The sequence below is a fragment of the Nocardioides szechwanensis genome (genome assembly GCF_900103935.1).
Lineage (GTDB): Bacteria > Actinomycetota > Actinomycetes > Propionibacteriales > Nocardioidaceae > Nocardioides > Nocardioides szechwanensis.
The window spans coordinates 454777-480194 of sequence record NZ_FNIC01000001.1; the positions used below are offsets into that span (position 1 = coordinate 454777).

25 protein-coding genes are annotated in these 25418 nt (G+C 72.3%); 13 read left to right on the forward strand and 12 right to left on the reverse strand.

Features of this window, described 5'->3' with window-relative positions; translation table 11 throughout:
- Window positions 1–98 precede the first annotated feature (98 nt).
- On the reverse strand, window positions 99–248 hold the full coding sequence (locus BLR90_RS20845; RefSeq protein ID WP_170254211.1) for a hypothetical protein: 150 nt from the start codon (window positions 246–248) through the stop codon (window positions 99–101).
- A gap of 93 nt (window positions 249–341) precedes the next feature.
- On the opposite strand from BLR90_RS20845, the gene BLR90_RS02195 reads away from it, so the two are divergent.
- Both BLR90_RS02195 and BLR90_RS02200 read left to right on the forward strand, forming a co-directional pair.
- The gene (locus BLR90_RS02195; RefSeq protein ID WP_091022136.1) at window positions 342–1286 is read left to right on the forward strand and encodes a GlxA family transcriptional regulator; all 945 of its coding nucleotides are present in this window, start codon (window positions 342–344) and stop codon (window positions 1284–1286) included.
- Window positions 1287–1346: 60 nt separating this feature from the next.
- Window positions 1347–4343, forward strand: coding sequence for a PQQ-dependent sugar dehydrogenase (locus tag BLR90_RS02200; RefSeq protein ID WP_091022138.1), 2997 nt, complete (start codon window positions 1347–1349; stop codon window positions 4341–4343).
- A gap of 15 nt (window positions 4344–4358) precedes the next feature.
- Here BLR90_RS02200 and BLR90_RS02205 read toward each other — a convergent pair whose 3' ends face one another.
- A complete protein-coding gene (locus BLR90_RS02205; RefSeq protein ID WP_091022140.1) occupies window positions 4359–5597 on the reverse strand; it encodes a class I adenylate-forming enzyme family protein in 1239 nt (412 codons plus the stop codon).
- Window positions 5594–6295 (reverse strand): TetR/AcrR family transcriptional regulator, encoded by a 702-nt coding sequence (locus BLR90_RS02210; RefSeq protein ID WP_091022141.1) that lies wholly within the window; start codon window positions 6293–6295, stop codon window positions 5594–5596. The genes BLR90_RS02205 and BLR90_RS02210 overlap by 4 nt, the downstream gene beginning before the upstream one ends.
- A 131-nt stretch (window positions 6296–6426) precedes the next feature.
- Between BLR90_RS02210 and BLR90_RS02215 the strand changes: the two genes are divergently transcribed.
- Together BLR90_RS02215 and coaE are read left to right on the forward strand one after the other, a co-directional pair.
- On the forward strand, window positions 6427–7377 hold the full coding sequence (locus tag BLR90_RS02215; RefSeq protein ID WP_091022143.1) for an NAD-dependent epimerase/dehydratase family protein: 951 nt from the start codon (window positions 6427–6429) through the stop codon (window positions 7375–7377).
- 4 nt (window positions 7378–7381) lie between these two features.
- Complete coding sequence (gene coaE, locus BLR90_RS02220; protein ID WP_091022145.1) at window positions 7382–7981, forward strand: dephospho-CoA kinase; 600 nt, start codon at window positions 7382–7384, stop codon at window positions 7979–7981.
- Here the strand turns inward: coaE and BLR90_RS02225 are convergent.
- The 3 genes from BLR90_RS02225 to BLR90_RS02235 form a co-directional block, all read right to left on the reverse strand.
- Window positions 7956–8420, reverse strand: a complete 465-nt coding sequence (locus BLR90_RS02225) for a GNAT family N-acetyltransferase (RefSeq protein WP_091023179.1) — start codon at window positions 8418–8420, stop codon at window positions 7956–7958. The two genes, coaE and BLR90_RS02225, sit on opposite strands and share 26 nt — an antisense overlap.
- 96 nt (window positions 8421–8516) lie before the next feature.
- Window positions 8517–9470 (reverse strand): sigma-70 family RNA polymerase sigma factor, encoded by a 954-nt coding sequence (locus BLR90_RS02230; protein WP_091022147.1) that lies wholly within the window; start codon window positions 9468–9470, stop codon window positions 8517–8519.
- Between the two features lie 201 nt (window positions 9471–9671).
- Window positions 9672–11810: a S9 family peptidase gene (locus tag BLR90_RS02235; RefSeq protein ID WP_091022149.1), complete on the reverse strand. Its 2139-nt coding sequence runs from the start codon at window positions 11808–11810 to the stop codon at window positions 9672–9674.
- A gap of 37 nt (window positions 11811–11847) precedes the next feature.
- On the opposite strand from BLR90_RS02235, the gene BLR90_RS02240 reads away from it, so the two are divergent.
- The 3 genes from BLR90_RS02240 (at window position 11848) to BLR90_RS02250 (ending at window position 14452) form a co-directional block, all read left to right on the forward strand.
- Window positions 11848–12558, forward strand: a complete 711-nt coding sequence (locus BLR90_RS02240) for a 5-oxoprolinase subunit PxpA (RefSeq protein ID WP_091022150.1) — start codon at window positions 11848–11850, stop codon at window positions 12556–12558.
- A gap of 461 nt (window positions 12559–13019) precedes the next feature.
- On the forward strand, window positions 13020–13613 hold the full coding sequence (locus tag BLR90_RS02245) for a 5-oxoprolinase subunit B family protein (protein ID WP_091022152.1): 594 nt from the start codon (window positions 13020–13022) through the stop codon (window positions 13611–13613).
- Window positions 13610–14452, forward strand: coding sequence for a 5-oxoprolinase subunit C family protein (locus BLR90_RS02250; protein WP_091022154.1), 843 nt, complete (start codon window positions 13610–13612; stop codon window positions 14450–14452). The genes BLR90_RS02245 and BLR90_RS02250 overlap by 4 nt, the downstream gene beginning before the upstream one ends.
- Here BLR90_RS02250 and BLR90_RS02255 read toward each other — a convergent pair.
- Together BLR90_RS02255 and BLR90_RS02260 are read right to left on the reverse strand one after the other, a co-directional pair.
- The gene (locus BLR90_RS02255) at window positions 14439–15437 is read right to left on the reverse strand and encodes a GNAT family N-acetyltransferase (protein ID WP_091022156.1); all 999 of its coding nucleotides are present in this window, start codon (window positions 15435–15437) and stop codon (window positions 14439–14441) included. The genes BLR90_RS02250 and BLR90_RS02255 overlap by 14 nt on opposite strands.
- 10 nt (window positions 15438–15447) lie before the next feature.
- Window positions 15448–16800: a DNA polymerase IV gene (locus tag BLR90_RS02260; RefSeq protein WP_091022157.1), complete on the reverse strand. Its 1353-nt coding sequence runs from the start codon at window positions 16798–16800 to the stop codon at window positions 15448–15450.
- A gap of 150 nt (window positions 16801–16950) precedes the next feature.
- On the opposite strand from BLR90_RS02260, the gene BLR90_RS02265 reads away from it, so the two are divergent.
- Window positions 16951–17946 (forward strand): DUF4192 domain-containing protein, encoded by a 996-nt coding sequence (locus tag BLR90_RS02265; RefSeq protein ID WP_143016078.1) that lies wholly within the window; start codon window positions 16951–16953, stop codon window positions 17944–17946.
- Window positions 17947–17999: 53 nt separating this feature from the next.
- Window positions 18000–19460: a glutamate-cysteine ligase family protein gene (locus BLR90_RS02270; RefSeq protein WP_091022161.1), complete on the forward strand. Its 1461-nt coding sequence runs from the start codon at window positions 18000–18002 to the stop codon at window positions 19458–19460.
- Between the two features lie 37 nt (window positions 19461–19497).
- On the opposite strand, the gene BLR90_RS02275 is transcribed toward BLR90_RS02270, so the two are convergent.
- Window positions 19498–20412 (reverse strand): alpha/beta hydrolase, encoded by a 915-nt coding sequence (locus BLR90_RS02275; protein ID WP_091022163.1) that lies wholly within the window; start codon window positions 20410–20412, stop codon window positions 19498–19500.
- Complete coding sequence (locus tag BLR90_RS02280; protein ID WP_091022165.1) at window positions 20409–20849, reverse strand: hypothetical protein; 441 nt, start codon at window positions 20847–20849, stop codon at window positions 20409–20411. The genes BLR90_RS02275 and BLR90_RS02280 overlap by 4 nt, the downstream gene beginning before the upstream one ends.
- A gap of 84 nt (window positions 20850–20933) precedes the next feature.
- Here BLR90_RS02280 and BLR90_RS02285 point away from each other — a divergent pair, with 84 nt between their 5' ends.
- The 4 genes from BLR90_RS02285 (at window position 20934) to BLR90_RS02300 (ending at window position 24298) form a co-directional block, all read left to right on the forward strand.
- Window positions 20934–21335, forward strand: a complete 402-nt coding sequence (locus BLR90_RS02285) for a universal stress protein (protein ID WP_091022167.1) — start codon at window positions 20934–20936, stop codon at window positions 21333–21335.
- A 56-nt stretch (window positions 21336–21391) separates the two neighbouring features.
- Window positions 21392–21814, forward strand: coding sequence for a DoxX family protein (locus BLR90_RS02290; RefSeq protein ID WP_091022169.1), 423 nt, complete (start codon window positions 21392–21394; stop codon window positions 21812–21814).
- 220 nt (window positions 21815–22034) lie between these two features.
- Window positions 22035–22598: an HhH-GPD-type base excision DNA repair protein gene (locus BLR90_RS02295; RefSeq protein ID WP_091022171.1), complete on the forward strand. Its 564-nt coding sequence runs from the start codon at window positions 22035–22037 to the stop codon at window positions 22596–22598.
- A 122-nt stretch (window positions 22599–22720) separates the two neighbouring features.
- Window positions 22721–24298 (forward strand): RNA polymerase sigma factor, encoded by a 1578-nt coding sequence (locus tag BLR90_RS02300; RefSeq protein WP_371863144.1) that lies wholly within the window; start codon window positions 22721–22723, stop codon window positions 24296–24298.
- On the opposite strand, the gene BLR90_RS02305 is transcribed toward BLR90_RS02300, so the two are convergent.
- Together BLR90_RS02305 and BLR90_RS02310 are read right to left on the reverse strand one after the other, a co-directional pair.
- Window positions 24286–25011, reverse strand: a complete 726-nt coding sequence (locus BLR90_RS02305; protein ID WP_143016079.1) for a fibronectin type III domain-containing protein — start codon at window positions 25009–25011, stop codon at window positions 24286–24288. The genes BLR90_RS02300 and BLR90_RS02305 overlap by 13 nt on opposite strands.
- A 39-nt stretch (window positions 25012–25050) precedes the next feature.
- On the reverse strand, window positions 25051–25386 hold the full coding sequence (locus BLR90_RS02310; protein WP_170254210.1) for a lipopolysaccharide assembly protein LapA domain-containing protein: 336 nt from the start codon (window positions 25384–25386) through the stop codon (window positions 25051–25053).
- Window positions 25387–25418 lie beyond the last annotated feature (32 nt).

Here is a 25418-nt window from a genome sequence, read left to right on the forward strand (position 1 = left end):
ACCACCAGCACCACGCACGAAGGGCGCCCACCTCACGGTGGGCGCCCTTCGGGCCATTTGGGGGAGGTGCCGGTCGGCACGGTGAGGTTGGGGCGAGCTCAGGCGACTCGGCCCCGTAGGGCGAGCGACCCGAGGTCGTCGTGCTTCTCGGCCACGTTGGCGGGGCCGGCGAAGTGGTCGTGCCGGGCGTAGCGGACGACTCCGGCGAGAAGGGCGGTCAGGGCGATGAGGATCAGGATGGTGGCCATGGCAGTAATCATGCGCCGATTGGATTCGTGCCACGAGTGGCAGAGAAGCCAGCCTGCATCGATTTTCTGCCAAGAGTCTGTCAGGATGGTCAGATGCTCACGAATGTCGCCGCACTGGTCTACGACGGCGTCGCCCCGTTCGAGCTCGGCGTGCTCTGCGAAGCCTTCGGCGTCGACCGCCAGGAGGACGGTGTCCCGCTGCTCGACTTCTCGGTCTGCGGCCCTGTCGTAGGCCAGGTGCCCACCTCCGTGGGCTTCTCGATCAATGTCGAGCGCGGGCTCGACCGGATGCAGGAGGCCGACCTGATCGGCGTGCCGGCGATGCCTCGCGGCGGGCGCGTGCCCGACGAGGTCATCGGCGCGTTGCGCGCCGCCCACGACCGTGGCGCGCGCATCCTCTCGGTCTGCTCCGGGGCCTTCACGCTGGGGGAGGCCGGGCTGCTGGACGGTCGCGACTGCACCACCCACTGGCGCTACACGACCGAGCTCGCGCAGCGCTACCCGCTCGCCAACGTGGTGCCCGAGGTGCTCTACGTCGACGCCGGCCAGATCATCACCAGCGCGGGCACCGCGGCCGGTATCGACGCCACCCTTCACCTCTGGCGCCAGGAGTACGGCGCCGCCGTGGCGAGCGCGGTGGCCCGCCGGATGGTGGTGCCCCCGCAGCGCGAGGGCGGCCAGGCGCAGTTCATCGCCCGTGCGGTCCCCGACTGCCGTGCCGAGACCCTCGGCCCGGTGCTCCAGTGGATCACCGAGAGCCTCGGGGCCGATCTCGGTGTCGAGGCGCTGGCCCGCCGCGCCCACATGTCCCCGCGCACGTTCGCCCGGCGCTTCCGCGAGGAGACCGGCACCACCCCGCACAGCTGGGTCACCTCCCAGCGGGTGCAGGCGGCTGAGGTGCTGCTCGAGCGCAGCGACGCCTCCGTCGACTGGATCGCTGCCGAGGTGGGCTTCGGAAACGCCGCCACCCTGCGCCACCACTTCACGAGGGTCCGCGGCGTCAGCCCGCAGCAGTACCGGCGCCAGTTCGCCTGCTGAGCTGCAAGGCTGGGCGCCGATTCGGCATCGGAAACGGCGTGCGTGACAGACAATGGCGCGATGCTCCGGCTCGTCGTCGCCACCGTGCTTGCGCTGTGCGCTGCGGGGCCGGTGACGCTGGTGCTCCCCAACCCGGAGGCCGTTGCCGCGGCCAGGCCTGTCCTCTCCTCGGCTCCCGCCGTGCCGATGGTCGGTGAGAAGCTCACGCTGCGGACCCGGCTCTCCACCCGGATCGAGCGACCGGTCCGGCTCGAGCGGCGCTCCGGCCGGACCTGGATCACGGTCCGCCAGGGGGAGAGCACGCGCAGGGGGGTCGTGCGCTTCTCCATCTCCGCGCCGGACACCGCCACCTCGTTGCGGGTCGTGGCGAAGGAGCACCGTGCCGGTGGACAGCACTACGCCGCCGTCGTCTCGCGGCCGGCGACGGTGCAGGGCTCGCGGCAGGCGGTGGGTCTCTCGGTCTCCCTCGACCCCGGAGGGCTCGTCGATGCCGCGGTGACCGTCTCGCACGCCCGTCCGGGACGCTCGGTCGCGCTACAGGCGCAGGGTCCGGACGGACGGTGGTCGACGATCGCCGTCCGCCGGTCCGGGGCTTCGAGAGTGCTGCTCGACGATGCGACCACCATCAGCGCCGTGCGTGGGACGCCGCTGCGCGCGTGGGTCTCGGCGTACCGGGGTGCAGAGGGGGCGTCGTCCCCGGTCCACCAGCCGCCCTCGGTGTCGGTCCCGACAGTTCTCGCCGGCGACCAGGTGCGGCTCGCCGTGACGACCGGCGGCGCCGTAGATGTGGTGCGCTTCTACGTCGACGGGGTCCCGGTGGCCGTGGACACAGCAGCACCGTGGGAGACGGTGATGGACCCTCGGGTGGGAGATCACGACTTCGTCGCCCGCGCTGTGGGACCCCTCGAGAGCGTGCTCAGCCCGGTGGTGGGCCACGCTCTCGCCGCGTCGCCGATCGGCGTCGACAGCGGTGTGGCAGAGGGGTTCGCGCTGGAGAGGGTGCAGAGCGGCTTGGCGCTGCCCACGAGTGCCGCCGCGACCCCTGGCGGCGCCGTCCTGGTGACCGAGAAGGGCGGCCAGGTGGTGGCCGTCCAGCCGACCGCGGAGGCCGGCAACGCAGCGTGGTCGCCGCCGCGGGTGGTCCTCGACCTGACCGCGGACGTCGCGGACGAGGGCGACGGGGGCCTCACCGGCATCGCCGTGGATCCCGACTTCGCCGACAACGGCTACGTCTACCTGGCCTACGTGCTCGACGGTGGCCCCGACGGACTGCCATCGCAGCAGGTGGCGCGCTTCACCTGGGACGGCACGGTCCTGCAACCTGCCTCACGTCACCTGGTCCTCGGGTCCGTGACCGGTGCAGCCTGCTCCGCCCCGGAGAAGATCCGCACCCCGGACTGCGTACCGCTCATCGGCGAGGCGCACACGATCGGGGACCTTGCCTTCGACGGCGAAGGTCGCCTGCTGGTGGGCGTCGGCGACGGCGCCCTCTACACCGCGCCGGGCGGCTTGCGCGGCCGCGTGGAGGCGTGGCGGGCCCAGGACCCCGAGGTGCTTGCCGGCAAGGTCCTCCGGATCGACCCCGCCACCGGCCGTGGCGTCGCGGACAACCCGCTCCACACGGGCGACGGGTCGAGCAACGCGTCGCGGGTGCTCGCCCTGGGGCTGCGCAACCCCTTCCGGTTTGCCGTGCGCGGCGACCAGCTGGTCCTCGGCGATGTCGGAGAGAACGCATGGGAGGAGATCGACGTCATGTCCCTCGGCGACGGGGACGGTTCGGTGCCGAACTTCGGCTGGCCCTGTCGGGAGGGCGACTCGGACACCGCGCTGGGTGACGTCAGCGACCCGGACAGCCCGTGGCGCGGCTGCCTGGACGTCCGTGCTCCTGGCGGGTCCCGCGCCCCGGCTCACGCCTACCCGCACACGGGCAACGGTGGCTCGCTGACCGGGGGCGTGTTCCTGGACTCACCGGGTTACCCCGACAGCCTGCGTGGGCGCTACGTGTTCGGCGACTACACGCAGATGTTCATCCGGACCGCCGAGCTGACTGTGGGCGGTGGCGTCTCCGCGGTCACGGACCTGGCGGACTCCTCGGCTGCCGGGGGCCCGGTCAAGTTCTTCACCGGGCCAGACGGCTGGGTGTGGTCGGTGTCGATCGTCTCCGGCTCGCTCGAACGGATCCGGTGGACCGGCGAAGGCCCGGACGACACCTGCCCGGTCGGCTCCTTCCGGCGTTCGTTCCACGACCTCGACGGGCCCGACTCGGCGTTCGACCAGGAGTACACCTCGGACCCGGAGTACTCCTGGATGTACCCCTACGTCGCAGTCCAGCTTCCGAGCCAGGGTCTGGCGGAGGCGACCTGCGAGCCGGACATCCGGCTGCCGAGCACCGACGGCTCGCCCTGGGCGAGCCACGACGACCCCGACGGCCGCCCACATCCCGGTGACCGGTTCGGGACGTCGTGGCGCGGCCGGATCGACGTGGAGCCCGGGACCTACCGGGTGCGGGTGGCCGGTTCGGAGTGGGTCCGCCTGTGGATCGACAACCAAGAGGTGCACGACTTCTATGCCGACGAGTTCTGGGGAGACGCCCGCGTGCACGACGTCGTGCTGACGAAGGGGCAGCACGTCCTGCGCGCTGAGCACGTGCACGGGGACCGGGAGGTCGCTGCGGCCGCGATCACCTGGGAGCGGGTGGGGGGACCGCCGTCGGTGTCGATCGTCCTCCCCGCCAACGGGCACGTTGCCGCAAACGGTTCGGTGCCGTGGTCGCTCGTGGTCAGCGACCCCGACGGCGACGACGTCGCAGCACTCTCCGGGCGCACGGAGCTCGCGGTCGACCTCCTGCACTACACGGGCAACGCCTTCCACGCGCACCCTTCCAGCCGGATCAGTGGCCAGCTCTCCGGCACCTTCTCCCTCGACGACGTGCACGCCCCGGGCAACCTGGTCGCACGCCTGCGGGCGACGGTCACCGACGCCAGCGGGGCCAGCACGACGAGCCTGCCTGCCTACGTGTGCCTACCGGGCAGCACCGCAGGTCCGTGCGCACCGTGAGCCGCCGGCCGGGCGTCAGGGTGCAGTGACGTCGGGCAGCTCGTCGCGACGGATCTTTCCGGTGAGGGTGCGCGGCAGCTCGTCGAGGAGCACCCAGGTCTTGGGCCGCTTGGGCGGTGCCAGCCGTTCGCGGGCGTACGCCGTCAGCTCGGCCTCGGAGGCAGAGCCGACGACAGCGGCACACACGCGTTGGCCCCACTGCGCGTCAGGGGTGGCGTAGACCGCGATGTCGCGGACGCCGGGGTGCTCGCCGAGGACCTGCTCGACCTCCATCGGGTAGACGTTGACGCCGCCGCTGATGATCAGGTCGGAGCGGCGGCCGTCGAGGTAGAGGTAGCCGTCGTCGTCGAGCCTGCCCAGGTCGCCGACGGTGAAAGAGTCCCCGCGCCAGGCGGCCGCGGTCTTCTCGGGGTCGCCGAAGTAGCTGAACCGCGCGTGGGCGGGTACGGCGCACCAGATGGTGCCGTCGGGGTCGACCGACAGCGACCGCCCCGGCCGGGCCCGACCCACGGTGCCGGGCCGCTCGAGCCACTCCTCGCTGCGGCACGCGGTGAACTGGCCCTCGGTCGAGCCGTAGAACTCCCAGGTCGAGCCCTCGGGAAACTCCTCCAGCAGCCGGCGCTTGACGTCGTGTGGACATGGCGCGCCGGCGTGCGCCACCAGGCGGAACGACGAGAGGTCGGGCGTCCCGACCTCGTCCCAGTGGGCGAAGAGGCGCTGCAGGTGCGTCGGTACACAGAACATCGTGGTCGGCCGCTCGGTGTCGATGGCGGCGGTCACGACGGACGGGTCGAACGGGCCCGGGATGACCACGCGGCCCCCGGCGAGCACGGTTCCCATCGCGAACCGCAGCGGCGCCGAGTGGTACAGCGGGCTGAGCACGAGGTTGACGTCGCCCTCCTGGAGTCCCCAGAGCTCACGCTCCTCGGCGACCAGCGCCGCCGCGTGCTCCGCGCTCAGCAGCCCGCTGTCGACACCCTTCGGCGTGCCGGTGGTGCCGCTGGTGACGTGCATCGGCCGGGCGCGCGGCGGCCCGAGGGTGCCGTCGGTCAGGTCGGCCAGCGACCCCTCGTCGTCGACGACCAGGTCGGGGGAGAGCTGGGCCAGGATCCGGTCGCGCTCGTACGTCGTCAGCCGCGGGTCGAGCGGGATCGGGAAGATCCCGCGGGCCAGCAGCGACATCACGGCGTCGAGGTACGCGTGGGAGCCCGGGACCAGCAGCGCGACCCGCGCACCTTCGGACAGCGCGCTCATGCGAGCCCCAGATCCGCGGCGAGCTGGTCGACCAGCTGGGCGAAGTGGGCGTCGTAGTCCAGGATGCCGCGGTACATGTGGCCGAACAGCTCCAGTGAGAGGTTGCCGAAGAGCGCCGCCCAGGCCAGCAGCCCGCGGATGGACCAGGTCGCGTCGAGGGTCGGGTCCGTGAAGGCGCGGAGCGGCGCCAGGGCGGCCTGCTCGTCGTCGGTGAGGGGCACCGTCGTCACCGGTCGGACGCCGGCCGCCTGGGCGTCGGAGAACAGCGTGAGCAGCGCGGTGGTGACGCGGATGGCCGCCGGGACGGTGTCGTCCGGGGCGGCGTAGCCGGGCACCGGCGAGCCGTAGAGCAGCGCATAGCGGTGGGGCTGGGCCCGGGCCCAGTCGCGGATCGCGTGGCAGATGGCGGCCCACCGGCGGGCGAGGTCGGCCCGCTCGACGGCGGCGTCAGCCACCTCGACCGCGGTCCCGAGGTCGTCGTAGGCCTCGATCAGGAGTGCGGTGAGCAGCGCGTCACGGCTGGGGAAGTAGCGGTAGACCGCCGAGGACGCCATGCCGAGGTCGCGCGCGACCGCGCGCACGGACAGGGCGGCCGGACCGGTCTCGGCCAGCTGGGCCGAGGCGCTGTCGAGGATGGCGCGGGTCAGCTCGGCGCGCGCGATCGCGCGGGCGGTGCGGGGTGCGGGGGAGTCGCTCACCCGCCCATCGTGGCGCACATCCGAGAGCGGCGCAAACAAACGAGAGCACTGCTCTTGATTTGTGGTGGGAACCGTGCGAGGCTTCGAACAAGAGAGAGCAGTGCTCTCGTTTACGACGAAGGAGCAGGACGATGACGCGACGACACGTGGTGGTGGGCGCCGGCCCGGTGGGTCTGGCGACGGCACGCGAGCTGGTGGCGGCCGGGCACGAGGTGGTGCTCGCCAGCCGGTCCGGCACCGGTCCCGAGCTGGCCGGCGTCCAGCGGGTGGCCGCCGACGCGGCCGACGCCGGCCGGCTCACCCAGCTGGCCACGGCGGACGGCGGAGCGCACGCGCTCTACAACTGCATCAACCCGCCGTCGTACGACGTGTGGTCGACGTACTGGCCCCCGGTCGCCGCGGCGTTCCTCGAGGCCGCAGAGCGCAGCGGCGCGGTCCTGGTGACCGCGTCGTGCCTCTACGGCTACGGTCCGGTCGAGGTGCCGATGGTCGAGGGCATGCCGGACGCCGCCGAGGGCACCAAGGGGCGCCTGCGCGCGCAGATGTGGGCCGACGCGCTCGCGGCCCACGAGGCCGGGCGGATCCGCGCGGTCGAGGTCCGCGGCTCGGACTACATGGGTGCCGGGATCACCAGCGCGCACGTCCCGATGGCCACGCCACGAGCCCTGACCGGCAAGGCCGTGTGGCTGGTCGTCAGGCCGGACCAGCCGCACGCGTTCACCGACGTGCGCGACATGGGCCGCGCGCTGGCCGCCGTCGCGACCGACGAGCGGGCCTGGGGCCGCGTGTGGCACGCGCCGACCAACCAGGCGGTCACTCCGCGACAGGCCGTGGCGGACGTCTGCGCCTCCGTGGGCCGCCCGCCCGTCACCGTGCACGGGGTGCCCCGCTGGGTGCTCCACGCCGTCGGCTGGTTCTCGCCGGTGATGCGCGAGCTGCGGGAGACGGCCTACCAGTTCGAGCGCCCCTACGTGCTCGACTCGAGTGCCATCACGCGCGAGCTCGGCCTGGCGCCGACCCCGTGGGCGGACGTCTGCCGGGCGACGGCGACGAACGAGGTGGACACCGCGGCGCTACGGTGACGCCATGCGGGTGGGACTCACGGGCGGCATCGCCTCGGGCAAGAGCACGGTCTCGGCGATCCTGGCCGAGCTGGGGGCGGTGGTCATCGACGCCGACAAGCTGGCGCGTGAGGTCGTGGAGCAGGGCACGCCCGGGCTCGCGGCCGTGATGGAGGCCTTCGGGGAGGAGCTGCTCACCGCCGACGGCGACCTGGACCGGCCCGCGATGGGCGCCCTCGTCTTCAGCGACACCGAGAAGCGCCGCACGCTCGAGGCGATCATCCACCCCCTGGTCTTCGAGCGGATCGTGGAGCTCGAGGAGTCCGCGCCCCCGGACGCGGTCGTCGTCCACGACATCCCACTGCTGGCCGAGTCCGGCCGGGCAGACACCTTCGACGAGGTGATCGTGGTCGACGCCCCACCCGAGACCCAGGTCGAGCGGATGCTGCGCGACCGCGGCTGGACCCGCGAGGACGCGGAGTCCCGGATCGCGTCGCAGGCGTCACGCGAGGACCGGCTGGTGATCGCGACGTACGTCGTCGACAACACCGGCTCCCTGGAGGAGCTGCGCCGGCGGGTGGAGGAGATCTACGCGGGGCTCACGGACGCAGCTCGAGCGTCATGAACGTGCTGTGCGGGTCGAGGCGGTAGTCGCCGAACGGCTCGCACCCGGTGAACCCGTGCCGGGCGTAGAGCGCCCGGGCCGGGGCGAAGAACTCGAACGACCCGGTCTCGAGGCTCACCCGGCCGAAGCCGGCGGCCCGGGCCTCGCCGAGGACGTGGCGCAGCAGCGCCGTGGCCACGCCCTGACGGGTGCGGTGCCCGGCGGTGCGCATCGACTTGAGCTCGGCGTGCTCGGCGGTGAGTGTCTTGAGCGCAGCGCACCCGACCAGCTCGCCGTCGTCGCCGGTTATGGTCCAGAACCGGACGTCCGGGGCGCGCAGCCCGTCGAGGTCCAGGGCATGGCTGCTGCCCGGCGGGGTGACGTCGCGCAGCTGGGTGACGTGCTCCTCGAGGAACGCGACGACGTCGGCCCCCCGGAGGTCGTCGAGCGCGATCGTCATCCCGGTCACGGAACCATGCTGGCACGCACGCACCCCCCGGCTTGAGAGGGGCCGGGGGGTGGTTGGGGGGTGGAACTGTGCGGGAGGAACGGTGGGTCAGGCAGCGAGGTCGGGGTCGCCGAGGCGGCGCAGCTTCTGCAGCGCCTCCCGCTCGAGCTGGCGGACCCGCTCGGCGGAGATGCCGTGCTTGACGCCGATGTCGGCGAGCTTGTGCTGGCGCCCGTCGACCAGGCCGTAGCGGGACCGGATGATGTCGGCCGCGCGGTCGTCGAGCTGTCCGACGAGGCTGTTGAGCCGGTCGCGCGCCTCGACGTCGAGGACGGTGAGGTCGGGGCTGGGCGAGGTCTCCTGCGCCATCAGGTCACCGAGCGAGGTGTCGCCGTCCTCGTCGACGGGGGAGTCGAGGCTGACGTGCTCACGACCCCACGCCATCAGGTCGAGCACCCGCTCGAGCTCCATGCCGAGCTCGACGGCGATCTCGTGCGGCTCCGGGTCGCGGCCGAGCTGGCGCTCGAGCGTCCGGCGGGCGCCGCCGACCTGGTTGAGCTCCTCGACCACGTGCACGGGGAGGCGTACGACGCGGGCCTGCTGCGCGATGCCGCGCGTGATGGCCTGGCGCACCCACCAGGTGGCGTAGGTCGAGAACTTGTAGCCCTTGGTGTAGTCGAACTTCTCGACCGCCCGGATCAGGCCGGTGTTGCCCTCCTGGATCAGGTCGAGCATCGGCATCTGGGCCCGGCCGTACTTGCGGGCGATCGAGACGACCAGCCGCAGGTTGGCCGAGACGAACTGGTCGACGGCCTTGCGGCCCTCCTCGGCGAGCCACTCGAGCTCGGCCTCGGTGGCGTAGCCGGGGGCCCCGCCCTTGCGCCGTCCGACCCGGCCCTCCGCGAGCAGGGCCTCGGCCATCAGGCCGGCCTCGATCGTCTTGGAGAGCTCGACCTCGGACGCAGCGTCGAGGAGGGGAGTGCGCGCGATCTCGTCGAGGTACAGGCCGACGCTGTCGCGCCCCTCGATCTCGCGGGTGACTGTTGCGGTCCGTGCTGCCATGGGGACCCTCCTCACTGCGGGGTGACCTTGCACCCTGCGTTCATCCCAACGCTCGGGGAGGATCGAGGATTCCCGGTCCACCTGTAGAGCCTTCGTCATGAAGGACGCTTCGGATTGCCCAGGAGTTGCGGAAGTCGCCAACTCTCAGGGACTTCTCAGGGGTACCCACTTGGGGAGCCGCGCAAGCGGTCAGGACAGCAGTCAGGCCAGCCCCATCCGATCGAGGATCCACGCGAGCGAGAACGCGCGGTCGTGCCAGGCCTTGTAGCGGCCCGAGACCCCGCCGTGCCCGGCCGACATCTCGGTGCGCAGCAGGACGTCGGGCTCGACCGCCGTGGCCCGCAGCCGGGCGACCCACTTGGCCGGCTCGACGTAGAGCACGCGGGTGTCGTGGAGTGACGTCTCGGCCAGGATCGGCGGGTAGGCCTGCTCGGTGACGTTGTCGTACGGCGAGTAGCCGGCGATGTAGTCGTAGACCGCCGGGTCGGCCTCGGGGTTGCCCCACTCGTCGTACTCCGTGACCGTGAGCGGCAGGCTCGCGTCGAGCATCGAGGTGAGGACGTCGACGAACGGGACCCCGGCGACGATGCCGCCGAACAGCCCGGGCGCCTGGTTGGCGACCGCCCCCATCAGCAGTCCGCCCGCGCTGGCGCCCTCGGCGACCAGCCGTTCCGGTGTGGTCCAGCCGGTGTCGACGAGGTGGCGCGCGCAGGCGATGAAGTCGGAGAACGTGTGCTGCTTGGCGAACAGCTTGCCGTCGTCGTACCAGCGCCGGCCCATCTCGCCACCACCACGGACGTGGGCGATCGCGAAGGCGCCGCCGCGGTCGAGCATGGAGAGCCGGGCGATGGAGAAGTAGGGGTCGATCGACGTCTCGTAGGCGCCGTAGCCGTAGAGCAGCACCGGGATCGGAGCGGTGCCGCCGCCGACGCCTTCGCGGGACCCGCGCCGGGCGACGATCGAGATCGGGACCCGTTCGCCGTCGTCAGCGGTGGCCCACAGCCGGTGCTCCTCGTAGTCGGCGGGGTCGTAGCCGCCGAGCACGGGCGCGCGCCGCAGCAGGGTCCGCTCGCGGGTCCGGACGTCGTAGTCGTAGACCGACGCCGGGATCGCCATGGTGGTGTAGCCGAGCCGCACGGTGGGCTGGTGGAAGTTGGGGTTGCCGCCCGACCCCACGGTGTAGACGGGCTCGTCGAACTCCACGAGGTAGTCCTCGGTGACGCCCTCGTCCCCGAGCTCGAGGATCCGGAGCTGGGTGAGGCCGAGGCTGCGCTGGTGGACGACCAGGTGGCCGGCGAACGCGTCGACGTCCTCGAGGCGTACGGCGGGGTCGTGGGCGATCAGCGGCTCCCAGCCCTCGGCTGGGGTCGGCTCGATCGGGGCGAGGGAGAGCTCGAAGTCGGCGCCCGTGGCGTTGTGCAGCACCAGGAACCGGTCCTGGCCGCCGATGACGGCGTGGTCGAGGGAGTACTCCACACCCTCGACCCGCTCGCAGAAGGTGCGGAAGCCGAGCTCGGGGGTGTCGGCGTCGAGCACGCGGTACTCGGAGGTCGTCTTCGAGCCCGAGGCGATGACCAGGAACCGGTCGCTGCGGGTGCGGCCCAGGCCGACCCAGAAGCGGCCGTCGGGCTCGTGGTGGACCAGCTCGTCGGCGTCCTGGGTGGTGCCGAGGGTGTGGCGCCAGATCTTGTCGGCGCGCCAGGTGTCGTCGACCGTCGTGTAGTAGACGTGGGCGCCCTCGCGGTCCCAGGTGACACCCCCGAGCACGCCGGTGATCTCGTCGGGCAGCAGCTCGCCGGTCGCCAGGTCCTTGATCCGCACGGTGTAGCGCTCGTCGCCGACCACGTCGGTGGAGTAGGCCAGCAGTGCGGCGTCCGGGCTGATGCTCGAGCCGCCGAGCGAGAAGAAGTCGTGACCCTCGGCCAGCTCGTTGAGGTCGAGCAGCACCTGCTCGCCGGGCAGCGCCGGCTCGTCGGCGGAGCAGTCCTCGGCGGGGCTCGGCGGGGTCCAGTCGTCGGCCCCGGTCGCCGGCACCCGGCAGCTGGCGCCGTACTCGCGACCCTCGAACGAGCGCGCGTAGTACCAGTGGTCGCGGTTGCGGGTCGGCACGGACAGGTCGGTCTCGCGGGTGCGTGCCTTGATCTCGTCGAAGATCGACGCGCGCAGGTCGGCCAGGTGGGCGGTGCGGGCCTCGGTGTGGGCGTTCTCGGCCGCCAGGTGGGCCACCACCTCGGGCGACTCCTTCTCGCGCAGCCACTCGTAGTCGTCGACGCGGGTGCGTCCGTGGTGCTCGGTCGTGTGCGGACGGCGCTCGGCGACCGGCGGCTCGGGGTGCGTCATGGCCTGAACGCTACTGACGGGGTGAGAGAGTCGGTCCATGGGTGACGCCGGCGGTGGTCCGAGAGGGCGGGTCGACCTCAACGCCGACCTCGGCGAGGAGGTGACCGACGACGTCGCCCTGCTCGCCGTGGTCACCAGCGCCAACGTCGCGTGCGGCTACCACGCGGGGACGACCGCGACGATGCACGCCGTCTGCGCCGAGGCCGTACGCCGTGGCGTCTCGGTCGGCGCCCAGGTGTCCTACGCCGACCGCGAGGGCTTCGGCCGGCGGCGCACGGACGTGGCCGCGGCGGTGCTGCGCGAGCAGGTCGCCGACCAGGTCGGGACGCTCACCGCGATCGCGGCGGCCGAGGGCACCGAGGTGCGCTACCTCAAGCCGCACGGCGCGCTCTACCACCGGGTGATCGACGACGCGGAGCAGGCACAGGCCGTGCTCGACGCGTCCGGGACGCTACCGCTGCTGGGGATGCCCGGGCTGCTGCTGCGGCTCGCGGCCGACGCGGGCCGGACCGTGTGGCACGAGGGCTTCCCCGACCGCGCCTACGACGAGGCGGGGCGGCTGGTCCCGCGCGACCAGCCCGGGGCCGTCCTGGTCGAGGGGGAGCGGATCACCGCGCAGGCCCTGGCGCTGGCGGCCCGGGTCGACTCGCTGTGCGTCCACGGCGACGAGCCCGACGCGGTGGCGCACGCCCGCGACGTACGACGGGTGCTGGAGGCGGCCGGCTGGTCCCTGGTGGGCCTCGGCTGACCGTCCACAGGGCTAGACCCAAAGCTGTGGAAACTCGGCTCTGGCTGTGGAGGGAGCGGCCGGTTCTGTGGACGAACCTGTGGGACCGGAAGTTTGTGGGAATGGTTTCGGCCAATCCCTTGCGCGAGTTGTCCGCGGCCCCGTAGAACTCTCCCTACCAGATCGACGCGGACCGCAAGGAAAGCAAGGTCTGGGGATCGGACAGGATCGAAGACCCACACCCCGAGGCAACTCGAGGCGTCGGCCCGGTGACGGGGACGGCGGGGTCGGAGAGACAGTCATGATCGACCGGGCGTCACCGTTTCCGGTCAAGCCGAGGGCCTCCTGATGCTCATACCATCAAGAGGCCCTCACCCTTTTCTCACCACCATGGTCTCCGGGTTGTGCTCCTCGCCGCAACCCGCGGTGCGTGACGAGCGCGTGAACGCTCCTCGGCCGGCCGCACCCGGCAGACTGGTGCCGTGCGGCTGCGCCCGGTGGGTCCTCACGCGTTGCTGGCCGAGGTCGGCGACGCGCGGTCGGCCCTGGGCCTGGCGCTGTGGGCCCGGACGGCGGGCCTCGGGGTGCTCGAGGTGGTGCCGGCCGCGGAGACCGTGCTCTTCGACGGGGTGGACGACCCCGACCGGCTGCGTGAGCGGCTGGCCGGCTGGTCCGGGGAGCCGCCCGCGGTCTCGCGTGGCCCGGTGGAGGTGCCGGTGACCTACGACGGTGACGACCTCGACTTCGTCGCCGACCGCTGGGGGACCGACGTCGCGGGGGTCGTCGAGCGGCACACGGCGACCGGCTTCGTCTCGTCGTTCTGCGGCTTCGCGCCGGGCTTCGCCTACCTCGCGGGCTTGGACGAGCAGTGGGCAGTGCCGCGGCTGGACACGCCCCGGTCCCGGGTGCCGGTCGGCGCGGTGGCGCTTGCCGGCTCGTGGTGCGGCGTCTACCCGACCGCGTCCCCGGGCGGCTGGCGGGTCATCGGGCGCACCGACGTGGCCCTGTGGGACGCCACCCGCGCCGAGCCTGCCCTGCTCGCCCCGGGTACGCCGGTCAGGTTCGTGCGCGCATGACCCTGCACGTGCGGAACCCGGGTCCGCTGACCACGGTCCAGGACCGGGGCCGCCCCGGGCTCGCCCACCTGGGTGTCCCACGGGCGGGCCCGCTCGACCGCCCCGCCGCCGACCTCGCCAACCGGCTGCTGGGCAACGACCCGGCGGCGGCCGTGCTCGAGCTGACCCTCGGCGGTCTCGAGCTCACCAGCGACCGCGGTGTGTGGGTGGTCCTCACCGGGGCTCCGGCGCCGGTCGAGATCTCCGGCACGGTGCGCCGGCACGCGCACGCGGAATGGCTGGCCGCCGGTGACGTCCTGCGCATCGGCAGGCCGTCGTCGGGGGTGCGCTCCTACCTGGCCGTGGCCGGAGGGGTCGACGTCGAGCCCGTGCTCGGCTCACGCTCGACCGACACCCTCGCGTGGGTGGGACCCCCGCGGGTCGAGGCCGGGTCCGCGCTGCCGGTGGGCGACTCCGAGGGGCGGCCCGCGCCGCACGACACCCCGCGCCCGCCGGCCCCCGGCCCGCTGCGGGTGCATCCCGGTCCGCGGGCCGACTGGTTCGCGGCCGGCGCCCTGGACGCGCTGTGCGCCACGGCGTACGGCGTCGGAGCGGCGTCCAACCGGATCGGGCTGCGGCTCGAGGGGCCGCCATTGGAGCGGGTGCGGACGGGGGAGCTGGCGAGCGAGGGAATGGTCCTGGGGGCCGTGCAGGTGCCGCCGGACGGACGGCCGGTGGTGTTCCTCGCCGACCACCCGCCGACCGGCGGCTACCCGGTGCTGGCCGTCGTCGAGCCCGCCGACCTGTGGCAGTGCGCGCAGCTGCGGCCGGGGGAGACGGTGCGGTTCAGGCGCGCTTGACGAACTCCACCGACGCCTCGACCGGCCGGAAGCCGATCTGCTCGTTGATGTCGATCATGTAGCCGTTGGTCTCGCCGTTCTGCGTGGTGACTCGCGTGACGTGCGGGTGACGCGCCTGCACCTCCCGGAGGTTGACAGCCTTGACGGCCAGCCCGAGCCGGTGGCCGCGGTGCTCGCGGTGGACGAACGTGCCCCACTGGAACGCATCGGTGCCGTCGGCCTGCACCTGAAGGGTCGTCTGGGCGGCCACCTGGTTGTCGGGCGTGAGCGCGACCGTCTCGAAGGTCTCACGGCCCTGGGCGGCGGTCATCGCGTAGCGCTCGGCGAGCCGCTCGGGGGTCATGACCTCCTCCTCGAAGTCGACCGTGCCGGTGGGGGCGTCGACCGCGAGCTGGCCGAGCAGCACGCAGAGCGACTCCGCCAGCTCGTCGGGGAAGTGGCCGACGAAGGTCTCGACCCGGTAGCCGCCCGACTTCTCGGCCGCGTGGTCGGCCCACTTCCGGATCGCGTCGTCGGCGAGAGGCAGGTCCAGGTGGCGCACCACCTCGATGTTGGCCTGCGTGAAGCCCCGCGTCTCCAGGAAGCGTCGTTGGTGGTGGGTGTCCACCTCGGCGAAGGGGATCTTGGTGTCGGTGAGGACGGTCGTGCGGCCGTCGGCGCCGGCCTGGGCGACCAGGTGGTCGAGAAGCGCGCTGCCGACGCCCTTGCGCCGATGCTCGGGGTCGACGACGACCTCGAACCAGGCCTTCTCGGTGTTGTCGAGCAGGAACTCGTAGAGGATGCCGACGCCGACCATGCGGTCGTCGTCGAAGGCGCCGACGTGGATGGCGCGCTCGCCGCTGTCGGGGGAGCGCACGGCCGCGACGTACTCGTCGTAGGTCCAGCGGGGGGCGCCCTCGCGGCCGACCTGGGTGCCGGCGTCGTCGATCCGGTGCGCCTCGCGCATGAGGTCGTCGTCGTGGATGTCGAGCGGGCGGAGGTCCATGCTGGCGAGGCTAGGTCGGACGGGGCGGCGGGGCCATCGAGTTTTCGGCGTCGCCGGGCTCCGGTGGGCGCCAGACGGTGAGTTCGGGGTCGTCGACCGGGTAGGACCGCACCGGGCCGGCCGGGGTGTCCGCGGTCTCGAAGCGCACCGTGACGACGCCGCGCCCCGAGCCCCAGACCCAGCCCCGGCCCATCTCGGCGTGCACGACGTCGATGCCCGGCGCCCAGGCCGTACGCCGGCTGCTGGGTGCCTCGACGTGCGCGGGCTCCTCCTCGACCACCTCGGGGTCGGACTCGCCGAAGAGGTCGTCCTGGATCCAGTCGGCCAGTCCGGAGACGCCGACGCCGAGGAGCCGCACCCCGCCGGAGGTGTCGAGGTCGGCGAGCAGGGCGCGGGCGACCCGGGCGACCGTGGCGGTGGAGTCGGTGGGGGAGGGCAGGGTCGAGGAGCGGTTGAGCGTGGTGAAGTCGTGGAGCCGCACCTTGATCGTGACCGTGCGGCCCGAGAGCCCGTGCTTGCGCAGCCGGGTCGCGACCTCGCCGGCCTGGCGGGTGAGCAGTCCCTCCATCAGCTTGCGGTCGGTCAGGTCGGTCTCGTAGGTGCCCTCGACGCTGACCGACTTGGTCTCGCGCTCCGCGAGGACCGGGCGGTCGTCGTCGGCGCGGGCGAGGTGGAAGAGCCCGGTGCCGTGGGCCTTCCCGACCAGCCGGACCAGCTCGTCGAGACTCACCGACTCGAGCTCGGCGACGGTGTGGATGCCGGCGCGGCGCAGGCGCTCGGCGGTGGCCGGGCCGACACCCGGGATCACCGTGACGTGCATGGGGCGCAGCAGCTCGACCTCGGTGCCGGGGGCGACCACGGTCAGCCCGTCGGGCTTGTCGAGCTCGCTGGCGACCTTGGCGATGAACTTCGACGAGCCGACGCCGACCGAGGCGGTGAGCCCGTCGGTCACCTCGCGGACGCGTTGGCGCAGCGTCTCGGCGAACGCGGTGACGGTGGGTAGGTCGAGGTCGGGGAGGTCGGCGCGCTCGAGGTCGACGAACGCCTCGTCGAGCGACAGCGGCTCGACCAGGGGCGAGACCGAGCGGAGGAGGCCCATCACGGCGTTGCTGGAGTCGCGGTAGGCGTGGAAGCGGCCGGTCAGGAACGCCGCGTGCGGGCAGCGCGAGCGGGCCTCACGGGTCGACATGGCCGAGCGCACGCCGTACTTGCGGGCCTCGTAGGAGGCGGTCGCGACCACGCCCCGGCCGCCCACGCCGCCGACGACCACGGGCTTGCCACGCAGCGACGGCTTGTCGCGCTGCTCGACGGCGGCGAAGAAGGCGTCGAGGTCCAGGTGGAGGACCGAGGCCTGGGCACGCACGTCTCGCAAACTACCCGCGGGCCCCGACAGCGCACGGACAGGGCGCCGTACCAGGCCACGAGTCGTCCACAGGGAACCCGACGACGCCGCCGTCCACAGGGAGGGCTCGTCGCGGGCGTGGTCGTCGGCACCGCCGGGGACGGTCGAGGCATGACCTGGACCGAACCCCACACGATGACGGCACGCTGCCCCGAGGACCTGCTGGCAATGGTGCCGGTGACCCTGGGCTTCACGCCGACCGACTCGGTGGCGATGCTGACCTTCGGCGCCGCCCACCCCTTCCACGCCCGCGTGGACCTGCCGACCCGCCGCGACGACCTCCCCGAGCTCGTCCAGTCGCTGATGGACCCCGCCGGCCGCAACGGCGTGCCCCGGGTCGTCCTCGTCTTCTTCACCGACGACGAGGTCGCCGCCCGCCGGGCCTGGCGCGCCCTGAGGGACGCCTGCCGGCGCGCCGGCATCGAGGTGCTCGAGGCCCTGAGAGCCGACGGGCGCCGGTGGTTCCCACTGCTCCACGGCGACCGCCACCTGCGCGAGGTCGGGCTGCCCTACGACGTGAGCAACCACCCGTTCCTGGCCGAGGCGGTGCTGCGGGGCCAGGTGCTGCGCGCCTCCCGCGCCGAGCTCGCCGAGTCACTGACCCCGATGCCGGAGCGGGTGGCCGCCGTCCGGGCGGCACTCGGGGGCCGGTCGCGCCGCTGGAGCTCCTCACCGTCGGCCGAGGAGCTGCTCGGCGAGGGAGCGTGGGTGGAGGCACTGCTACGACGCCACCTCGCGCTGCGCACCTCGCCTGGTGACGACGAGGTCGCGCGGCTCCTGGAGGCGCTGCGGCTGCCGCGGCTGCGCGACGCCGCCCTCTGCGTGATCGCGCAAGAGACCGCGATCGCCTGCGTCGAGCTCTGGACCGACGTCCTGCGGCGTACGCCGGACGAGCGCGCCGCCGCTCCGGCCACGCTGCTGGGCTGGTCGGCGTGGCAGGCCGGCCACGGAGCGCTCGCGTGGTGCGCGGTCGAGGAGGCGCTGGCGGCCGACCCCGGCTACGACCTGTGCGACCAGCTCGCCGACCTGCTCGACCACGCCACACCGCCCAGCGAGTGGCACGCCGACCCCGACTGGGCCGCCGGGCTCACGCCGCGGGCGGGATGAGCCTCACCCTGAGAGGGGGAGGAGGACGGGCCCGTCAGGACTAGGGTGCCGACATGGGCGAAGAGGTCGACGCACAGGAGTTCACCCGGGCCGACCGCACCCGGCACCGCGAGAAGGTCCGGCGCTGCCTCGACGTGTTCGCGCGGATGCTGAGCGAGGCGGCCTTCGACACCGACGACCCGATGACCGGGCTCGAGGTCGAGCTCAACCTGGTCGACGACTCCGGCGACCCCGCGCTCAGGAACGCCGAGGTGCTGGCAGCGATCGCCGACCCCGACTTCCAGACCGAGCTCGGTCAGTTCAACATCGAGATCAACGTGCCCCCCGCCAAGCTGCGCGAGGGCGGGCTCACGACGTTCGAGGAGAGCCTGCGCCGCAGCCTCAACGACGCCGAGTCCAAGTCCTCCGACGTGGGCGCCCGGATGGTGATGATCGGCATCCTGCCGACCCTGGCCGAGGGGCACATGGCGCTCGGCTCGCTGAGCGGCAACCCGCGCTACCGGCTGCTGAGCGAGCAGATCCTCAACGCCCGCGGCGAGGACATCACGATCGACATCTCGGGCAAGGAGCGGCTGCGCACCACGGCCGACTCGATCGTGCCCGAGGCCGCCTGTACGAGCACGCAGTTCCACGTGCAGACGTCTCCCGACCAGTTCGCCGACTACTGGAACGCCTCCCAGGCGATCTCGGCCATCCAGCTCGCGGTCGGCGCCAACTCTCCCTACCTGCTGGGCAAGGAGCTGTGGCGCGAGACCCGGATCCCGCTGTTCGAGCAGGCCACCGACACCCGCAGCGAGGAGCTCAAGGCGCAGGGAGTGCGGCCCCGGGTCTGGTTCGGCGAGCGCTGGATCACCTCCGTGTTCGACCTGTTCGAGGAGAACGTCCGGTACTTCCCGGCCCTGTTGCCGATCACCGACGAGGAGGACCCGCTGGCCGTGCTTGACGGCGGCGGCACCCCGAAGCTCGCCGAGCTCCGCCTCCACAACGGCACGATCTACCGCTGGAACCGGCCCGTCTACGACATCAACGCGGGGGTGCCCCACCTGCGGGTGGAGAACCGCGTGCTGGCCGCCGGCCCGACCGTGGCCGACACGATCGCCAACGCCGCGTTCTACTTCGGGCTGGTCCGGGCGCTCGCCGAGAGCGAGCGGCCGCTGTGGTCGCAGATGTCGTTCAGCGCCGCCGAGGAGAACTTCCACGTCGCGGCCCAGCAGGGCATCGACGCGCAGGTCTACTGGCCGGGCGTCGGCCAGGTGCAGACCACCGAGCTGGTGCTGCGCCGACTCCTCCCGATGGCCCAGCAGGGGCTCGAGGCCTGGGGGGCGACCGGCGCCGAGATCGACCGGATGCTCGGCATCATCGAGCAGCGCTGCCTGACCGGGCGCAACGGTGCGGAGTGGTTCGCGCGCCAGATGCACCAGCGCACCGACGCCGACCGCTACGACGCCCTGCGGGCGACCCTGCTCGACTACCGCGAGCGGATGCACACCAACGAGCCCGTGCACACCTGGTAGCCGCTGACCCGTGGCAAAGTTCGCGACGGGTCAGCGCTCAGGCCAGGACCTCGCGCCGCAGGAACTCCACCTGGGAGGCGACCACCGCCTCGGTGCTCTCCCCCGTGAACGGCGCGAAGTGGTCGCCGGCGAACTCGTGCAGCTCACCCCGGGGCGCCTGACCGGCCAGCCGGCCCACGGCCTTCGCCGACACCGTGATGTCGTCGGCGCACCGACCCACCCAGAGCGCCGGCCGGATCCGCTTCGCGCCCCGCACCGGCCGGAACAGCCCGACCGTGAGGAACACCGCCGGCGAGATCTCGTTGCGCCAGCGCGACCCCGCGCGACGTGACGCCGCGAAACCGTCGGCCTCACCCGGCAGCGTCATCGCCCCGTGGCTCCCGGGCGGCCCGGTCACCGGGATCGTGCGGTGGCGTCCGATCAGGTCGAGCAGCGCCCGCGGGAGGATCCAGGCGACCAGCGCTGGGGGAGTGGCGAGCACCCGCGCCAACCCGTCGGCGAACGGGCAGAGGACCAACGCGGCGCGGACGTCCAGGCCTCGTGAGAGCAGCGATGCGACGTGGCCGCCCGAGAACGAGTAGCCCCAGGCCACGATGGAGCCGGCATCGACCTCCGGCCGCGTGCGGGCGTAGGCGACGGCGTGGCGCCAGTCGCGCTGCTGGTGCCCGATCCGGAACCGCTGGCGCGGCTCCCCGCCCGAGTCGCCGAGGTAGCGGTGGTCGAAGACCAGGACGTGGGTCCCGGCGGCGGCGAACCGCTCGGCGTACTCCTCAAGGCCGTCGGCACGGGTCATGCTGAAACCGTGTGCCATCACGACGCACGGTGCAGACGGTGCGGAGGTGTGCGCCGGGTAGAACCAGGCGGCGAGGAGGGCCCCGTCGGACTCGATCTCGACGTCCTCTCGCTGCGGGCTCGGGGACGGGGCGCCGGAGGCCGGCCCGGATGTTGTCATGGCGTGATCGTGGCACTGGGGCGCAGCCGCCGCCAGGTGCAGGCGGCACCGCTGCGAGGGTCACGCCAGCCGCGCCGGTTGACCAGCACCATCAGCAACGGCAGCCCGAGCTCGCCGTACGCCGCCCGCGCCGACGCCAGCCACGCGGCGTCCACGTCCTGCGTCTCCAGCTCGCCGGCCCGGGTCAGCCAGACCATCGGCACCGGACCCGGCTGCCGGGTGCGCCGGACCATCGCGGCGACCACGTCGCACCGCAGCGCGTGGTCGGTCGGCTCGTCGTCGCGCACGGCGAACACCGCCTCCACACCACCGGGAATCCCCACGTGGAGGAGTGGCAGGAAGACCCGGCGGCGCTCGGAGGTCGCATGGTCCAGGACCGCCCGGCGAAGGAGGCGATGCAGCGGCGCACTGAGCGGCGCCTGCAGTCCTTCGGTCATGCCGCCAGGGTGCCCCAGGCGACACGGACCCGCCGGGGTACTCCACAGGTGCCGTGGGGGTGCCGGGTTCGGTACGGTGCGCTCATGGGAAAAGTTGTAGTCGGTTACGTACCAAAGCCCGAGGGTGAAGCAGCCCTGTCCCAGGCGATCGCCGAGGCCAAGCTGCGCGGCGCGGACCTCGTGGTGGTCAACTCCCATCGGGGTGGCGCCGGCTACGACAGAGAGGCCTCCGACCAGCTCGAGAAGGACATGGCTGCCGTCGGTGCCCGGCTCGACGCCGAGGGTGTGGCCTACGAGATCCGCCAGCTGGTGCGGGGCTTCGAGCCCGCTGAGGACCTGATCAGCATCGCCGAGGCCAACTCGGCCGAGCTGATCGTGATCGGGCTACGCCGGCGTACGCCGGTCGGCAAGCTGATCCTGGGCTCCAACGCGCAGCGGGTGCTTCTCGACGCCCACTGCCCGGTGCTGGCCGTCAAGGGCGACTGACCTTTCCTTCTGGACGTGTGACGTCCTGGGTGGGGCGCGACCGTAGGCTCGAACGCATGAGCCTCCTGAACGCGCCTCCGACCTCCCGCCCGCGCACGGCGGCCCGGATACTGCTCGGCGGCATCCTGGTGTTCGCCGGGGTCAGCCACCTGACCTTCGCGCGCGAGGAGTTCGTCGCCCAGGTGCCCGACTGGTTCCCGATCTCCGACGCCCCGGTCGTGCTCGTGTCCGGTGTGGTCGAGATCAGCCTCGGCGCTGCCCTCGTGGCGTTCGGGCGCGGCCGGATCAGCGTCGGCCTGCTCGCCGCCGCGTTCTTCATCGCGATCTTCCCGGGCAACATCGCGCAGTACCTCGAGCACACCGACGCCTTCGGCCTCGACACCGACCGCAAGCGCTTCGTCCGGCTCTTCTTCCAGCCGGTGCTCGTCGCGTGGGCGCTCTGGGCGACCGGCGCCTGGCGGGACCGCCCAAGACGCTGAGCGGGGACGTCAGTCCCAGTCGAAGGCCAGCTCTGCGTCGGCCCGGGCACCGGCGATCACCAGGCGGTGACGGCGAGTCCCCATCTGTGCTCTCCCGACGTCGGCGCTGACGGCCGTCCCTGACGACCGGGAGTGTCGCATCTCTGGTCCGGCGTCACCACCGATTGGGCGGTACCGGCGTGCAGGTCGGGAGCACCCGGGTTCCTGCATGATGGGGGCCATGACGCTGCACATCACCGGCGACCCTGCCGCCGACCAGGTCCTCGACGAGTCTCCGTTCGCGCTTCTCGTGGGGATGATGCTCGACCAGCAGTACCCCATGGAGCACGCGTTCCGCGGGCCGGCCAAGGTGCTGGAGCGGTTCGGGAGCGTCGACCCCGAGGCGATCGCGGCGGCCGACCCGGAGGAGTTCGCGGCGCTGTGCGCGACTCCGCCGGCGGTGCACCGTTTCCCGGGGTCGATGGCGACCCGGATGCAGGAGCTGGCGGCCCTGGTGTGCGGCCAGTACTTCGGTGAGACGGAACGGCTGTGGACCGAGGCTGAGGACGCCCAGGACCTGATGAAGCGGCTCCTCGACCTGCCCGGCTTCGGCAAGCAGAAGTCGCGGATCTTCATCGCGTTGCTCGCCAAGCGGCTCGACGTACGCCCCGCCGGGTGGGAGGAGGTCGTCGGCGACTACGCGCTGGACGGCTACCGCTCCGTGGCCGACGTGGTCGACCCCGAGTCGCTGCAGAAGGTGCGCGACCACAAGAAGCAGCAGAAGGCCGCGGCCAAGGCTGGATGACCCGCGTGGGCCGGTGTCCGGGTCTGTGTCATGACCTCACCCGGCCCGTGGCAGAATGACAACGCGGCTCTTGACGTTACCGGGCCTTGCCGCGCCCTACGCCAGTTTGACGAGAGGTGTTCGTGTCTTCGAACGCGCGCAAGATCCCTGCCGACGTCCTGTCCCACCCCGCTGTCGAGGCGCTGCTCCAGCAGGCCGTCCCGACTGCGAGTGTCACCCCGGAGCAGGTCCGTCGGGCCAGTGAGGACGCGGCCGTCGAGCCGCGCCATCTCAAGGCGTTGCTCGCCCACCTGAGCTCGCTCGGCATCTCCGTCGCGATGCCCGCCGCCACCGCGCGGGTCGCGGCCGCGGCGAGCCCGCGCAAGACCACCACCGCGCCGGCGAAGAAGGCCGCCCCCGCCAAGAAGGCCGCCCCGGCGGCCAAGAAGGCGGCCCCGGCCGCCAAGGCGGCTCCCGCCAAGAAGGCAGCGCCCGCGAAGGCAGCACCCGCCAAGGCGGCCCCCGCCAAGAAGGCTGCGCCCGCGAAGGCGGCGCCCGTGAAGGCCGCCCCGGCCGCGAAGAAGACCACCGCCAAGAAGGCCGCTGCTGCCGCCGAGACTGTCGAGGTCATCGACCCCGCCATCGTGATCGGCCCCGACGGCAAGCGGATCCTGCCCGACCTGCCCGACGACCAGTTCGAGAAGGACGTCAAGACCGACCCGACGATCGTCGAGGACGAGAAGTCCGCGACGTTCATCGTCTCGGCCGCCGACGACACCGATGAGCCGGAGCAGCAGGTCATGGTCGCCGGCGCCACCGCCGACCCGGTCAAGGACTACCTCAAGCAGATCGGCAAGGTGCCGCTCCTCAACGCCGAGATGGAGGTCGAGCTCGCCAAGCGGATCGAGGCCGGCCTCTTCTCCGAGGAGAAGCTCGCCAAGGGCGGCAAGATCTCGGCCAAGCTCCTCGAGGAGCTCGAGTGGATCTCCGAGGACGGCCGTCGCGCCAAGAACCACCTCCTCGAGGCCAACCTGCGGCTCGTGGTCTCGCTGGCCAAGCGCTACACCGGCCGCGGCATGCTCTTCCTCGACCTGATCCAGGAGGGCAACCTCGGTCTGATCCGTGCGGTCGAGAAGTTCGACTACACCAAGGGCTACAAGTTCTCGACGTACGCCACGTGGTGGATCCGCCAGGCGATCACCCGCGCCATGGCCGACCAGGCCCGCACCATCCGGATCCCGGTGCACATGGTCGAGGTCATCAACAAGCTGGCCCGCGTGCAGCGCCAGATGCTCCAGGACCTGGGCCGCGAGCCCACCCCGGAGGAGCTCGCCAAGGAGCTCGACATGACCCCCGAGAAGGTCATCGAGGTCCAGAAGTACGGCCGCGAGCCGATCTCCCTGCACACGCCCCTCGGCGAGGACGGCGACTCCGAGTTCGGCGACCTGATCGAGGACTCCGAGGCGATCGTCCCGGCCGACGCGGTCAGCTTCACGCTGCTCCAGGAGCAGCTCCACGCCGTGCTCGACACCCTCTCCGAGCGCGAGGCCGGCGTGGTCTCGATGCGCTTCGGCCTCACCGACGGCCAGCCCAAGACCCTCGACGAGATCGGCAAGGTCTACGGCGTCACGCGCGAGCGCATCCGCCAGATCGAGTCGAAGACGATGTCCAAGCTGCGGCACCCCAGCCGCTCGCAGGTCCTGCGCGACTACCTGGACTGACGCGGTACGAAGAGCCGCACGGTGCGGGCAGGCCCCACGCCGCCCTCCGTGTGGGTCCGCACCGTGAAGCGATGCCACCCTGGCGAGAGCCGGCGGTAGGTCTCGCCCAGGATGAAACCACCGGGTGGCCCGACGCGGGTCCATCTCGGGGGACGCCGCGGGGTACGGACGACGTAGCGCGGACAGCAGCTGGTGTGGAGGGCGGGTTGCCCCCAAGCCACCCGCGCTGATCGCCCCCCGACGAGATTGGCCCTGAGCCGCGGCACCGGACCCGGCGGGATGGGACCGAGCACCATGGTGGTCAGCTCGCTGGTGTTGCCCTCCAGGTCACGGGCGTAGAACGTGAGGTCGGTCGTCCCACGGGGCACTTCGATGCTGAGTGCGTAGTCGACCTCCGTGTAGACGTCGTTCCCATAGGAGATGAACCAGCCGTGCGGCACGAAACCTGTGCCGTCGTCGTAGACGTGCTCCTCGACCACGGTGTCGCCGATCCGCGCGCCGAGCACGGCGAGGTCGTCACCGGGCTCGAGGTTGCCGAAGACCTCGGCGTAGACGCGACGGCAGCTCGTCTCCTCGCCGTAGCACGGGTTGAGGTCGATCTGGGGCGGGGTCGTGTCCGGAGGCTCGTCGGCCGAGGCGACCGCCCGTGGCACCAGCGCCAGCCCGGTCATCAGCATCATCAGAACCAGCGCGCGGGTCACCCGAGTCGTCACCCAGCGATGCTAACCCGACCCACGGCCCGGCCTGACAGCTCAGCGGCGGGTACGTCGAACCCGGCGGCGTAGCTGGAGGATCCGCAGCGTCCCGGCCAGCCCCGCCAGGAACAGTCCGGCCAGGGCGGCGACCAGGAGCGCAACCGCGACCGGCACCTGCCCGTCCCAGGCCAGGAACGAGACCGTGGTCTTTCGAGTGTTCTGGGCGATGAAGATGATCAGCAGGAGGAGCACCAGGCCCAGGCTGACCACGGCTGCCCACAGGCCGCTGGTCCGAGACCCGCGCAACGGGTCGTCCCCGTCCGTGCGGGGGTGCACCTCGATCGGCGTCTGCTTGCCGGGCAGGTGGTCGCGTGGGTCGGGGGTCTCGGTCACGTGTGACGGTACCCACGCAGTCGCGACCCAGT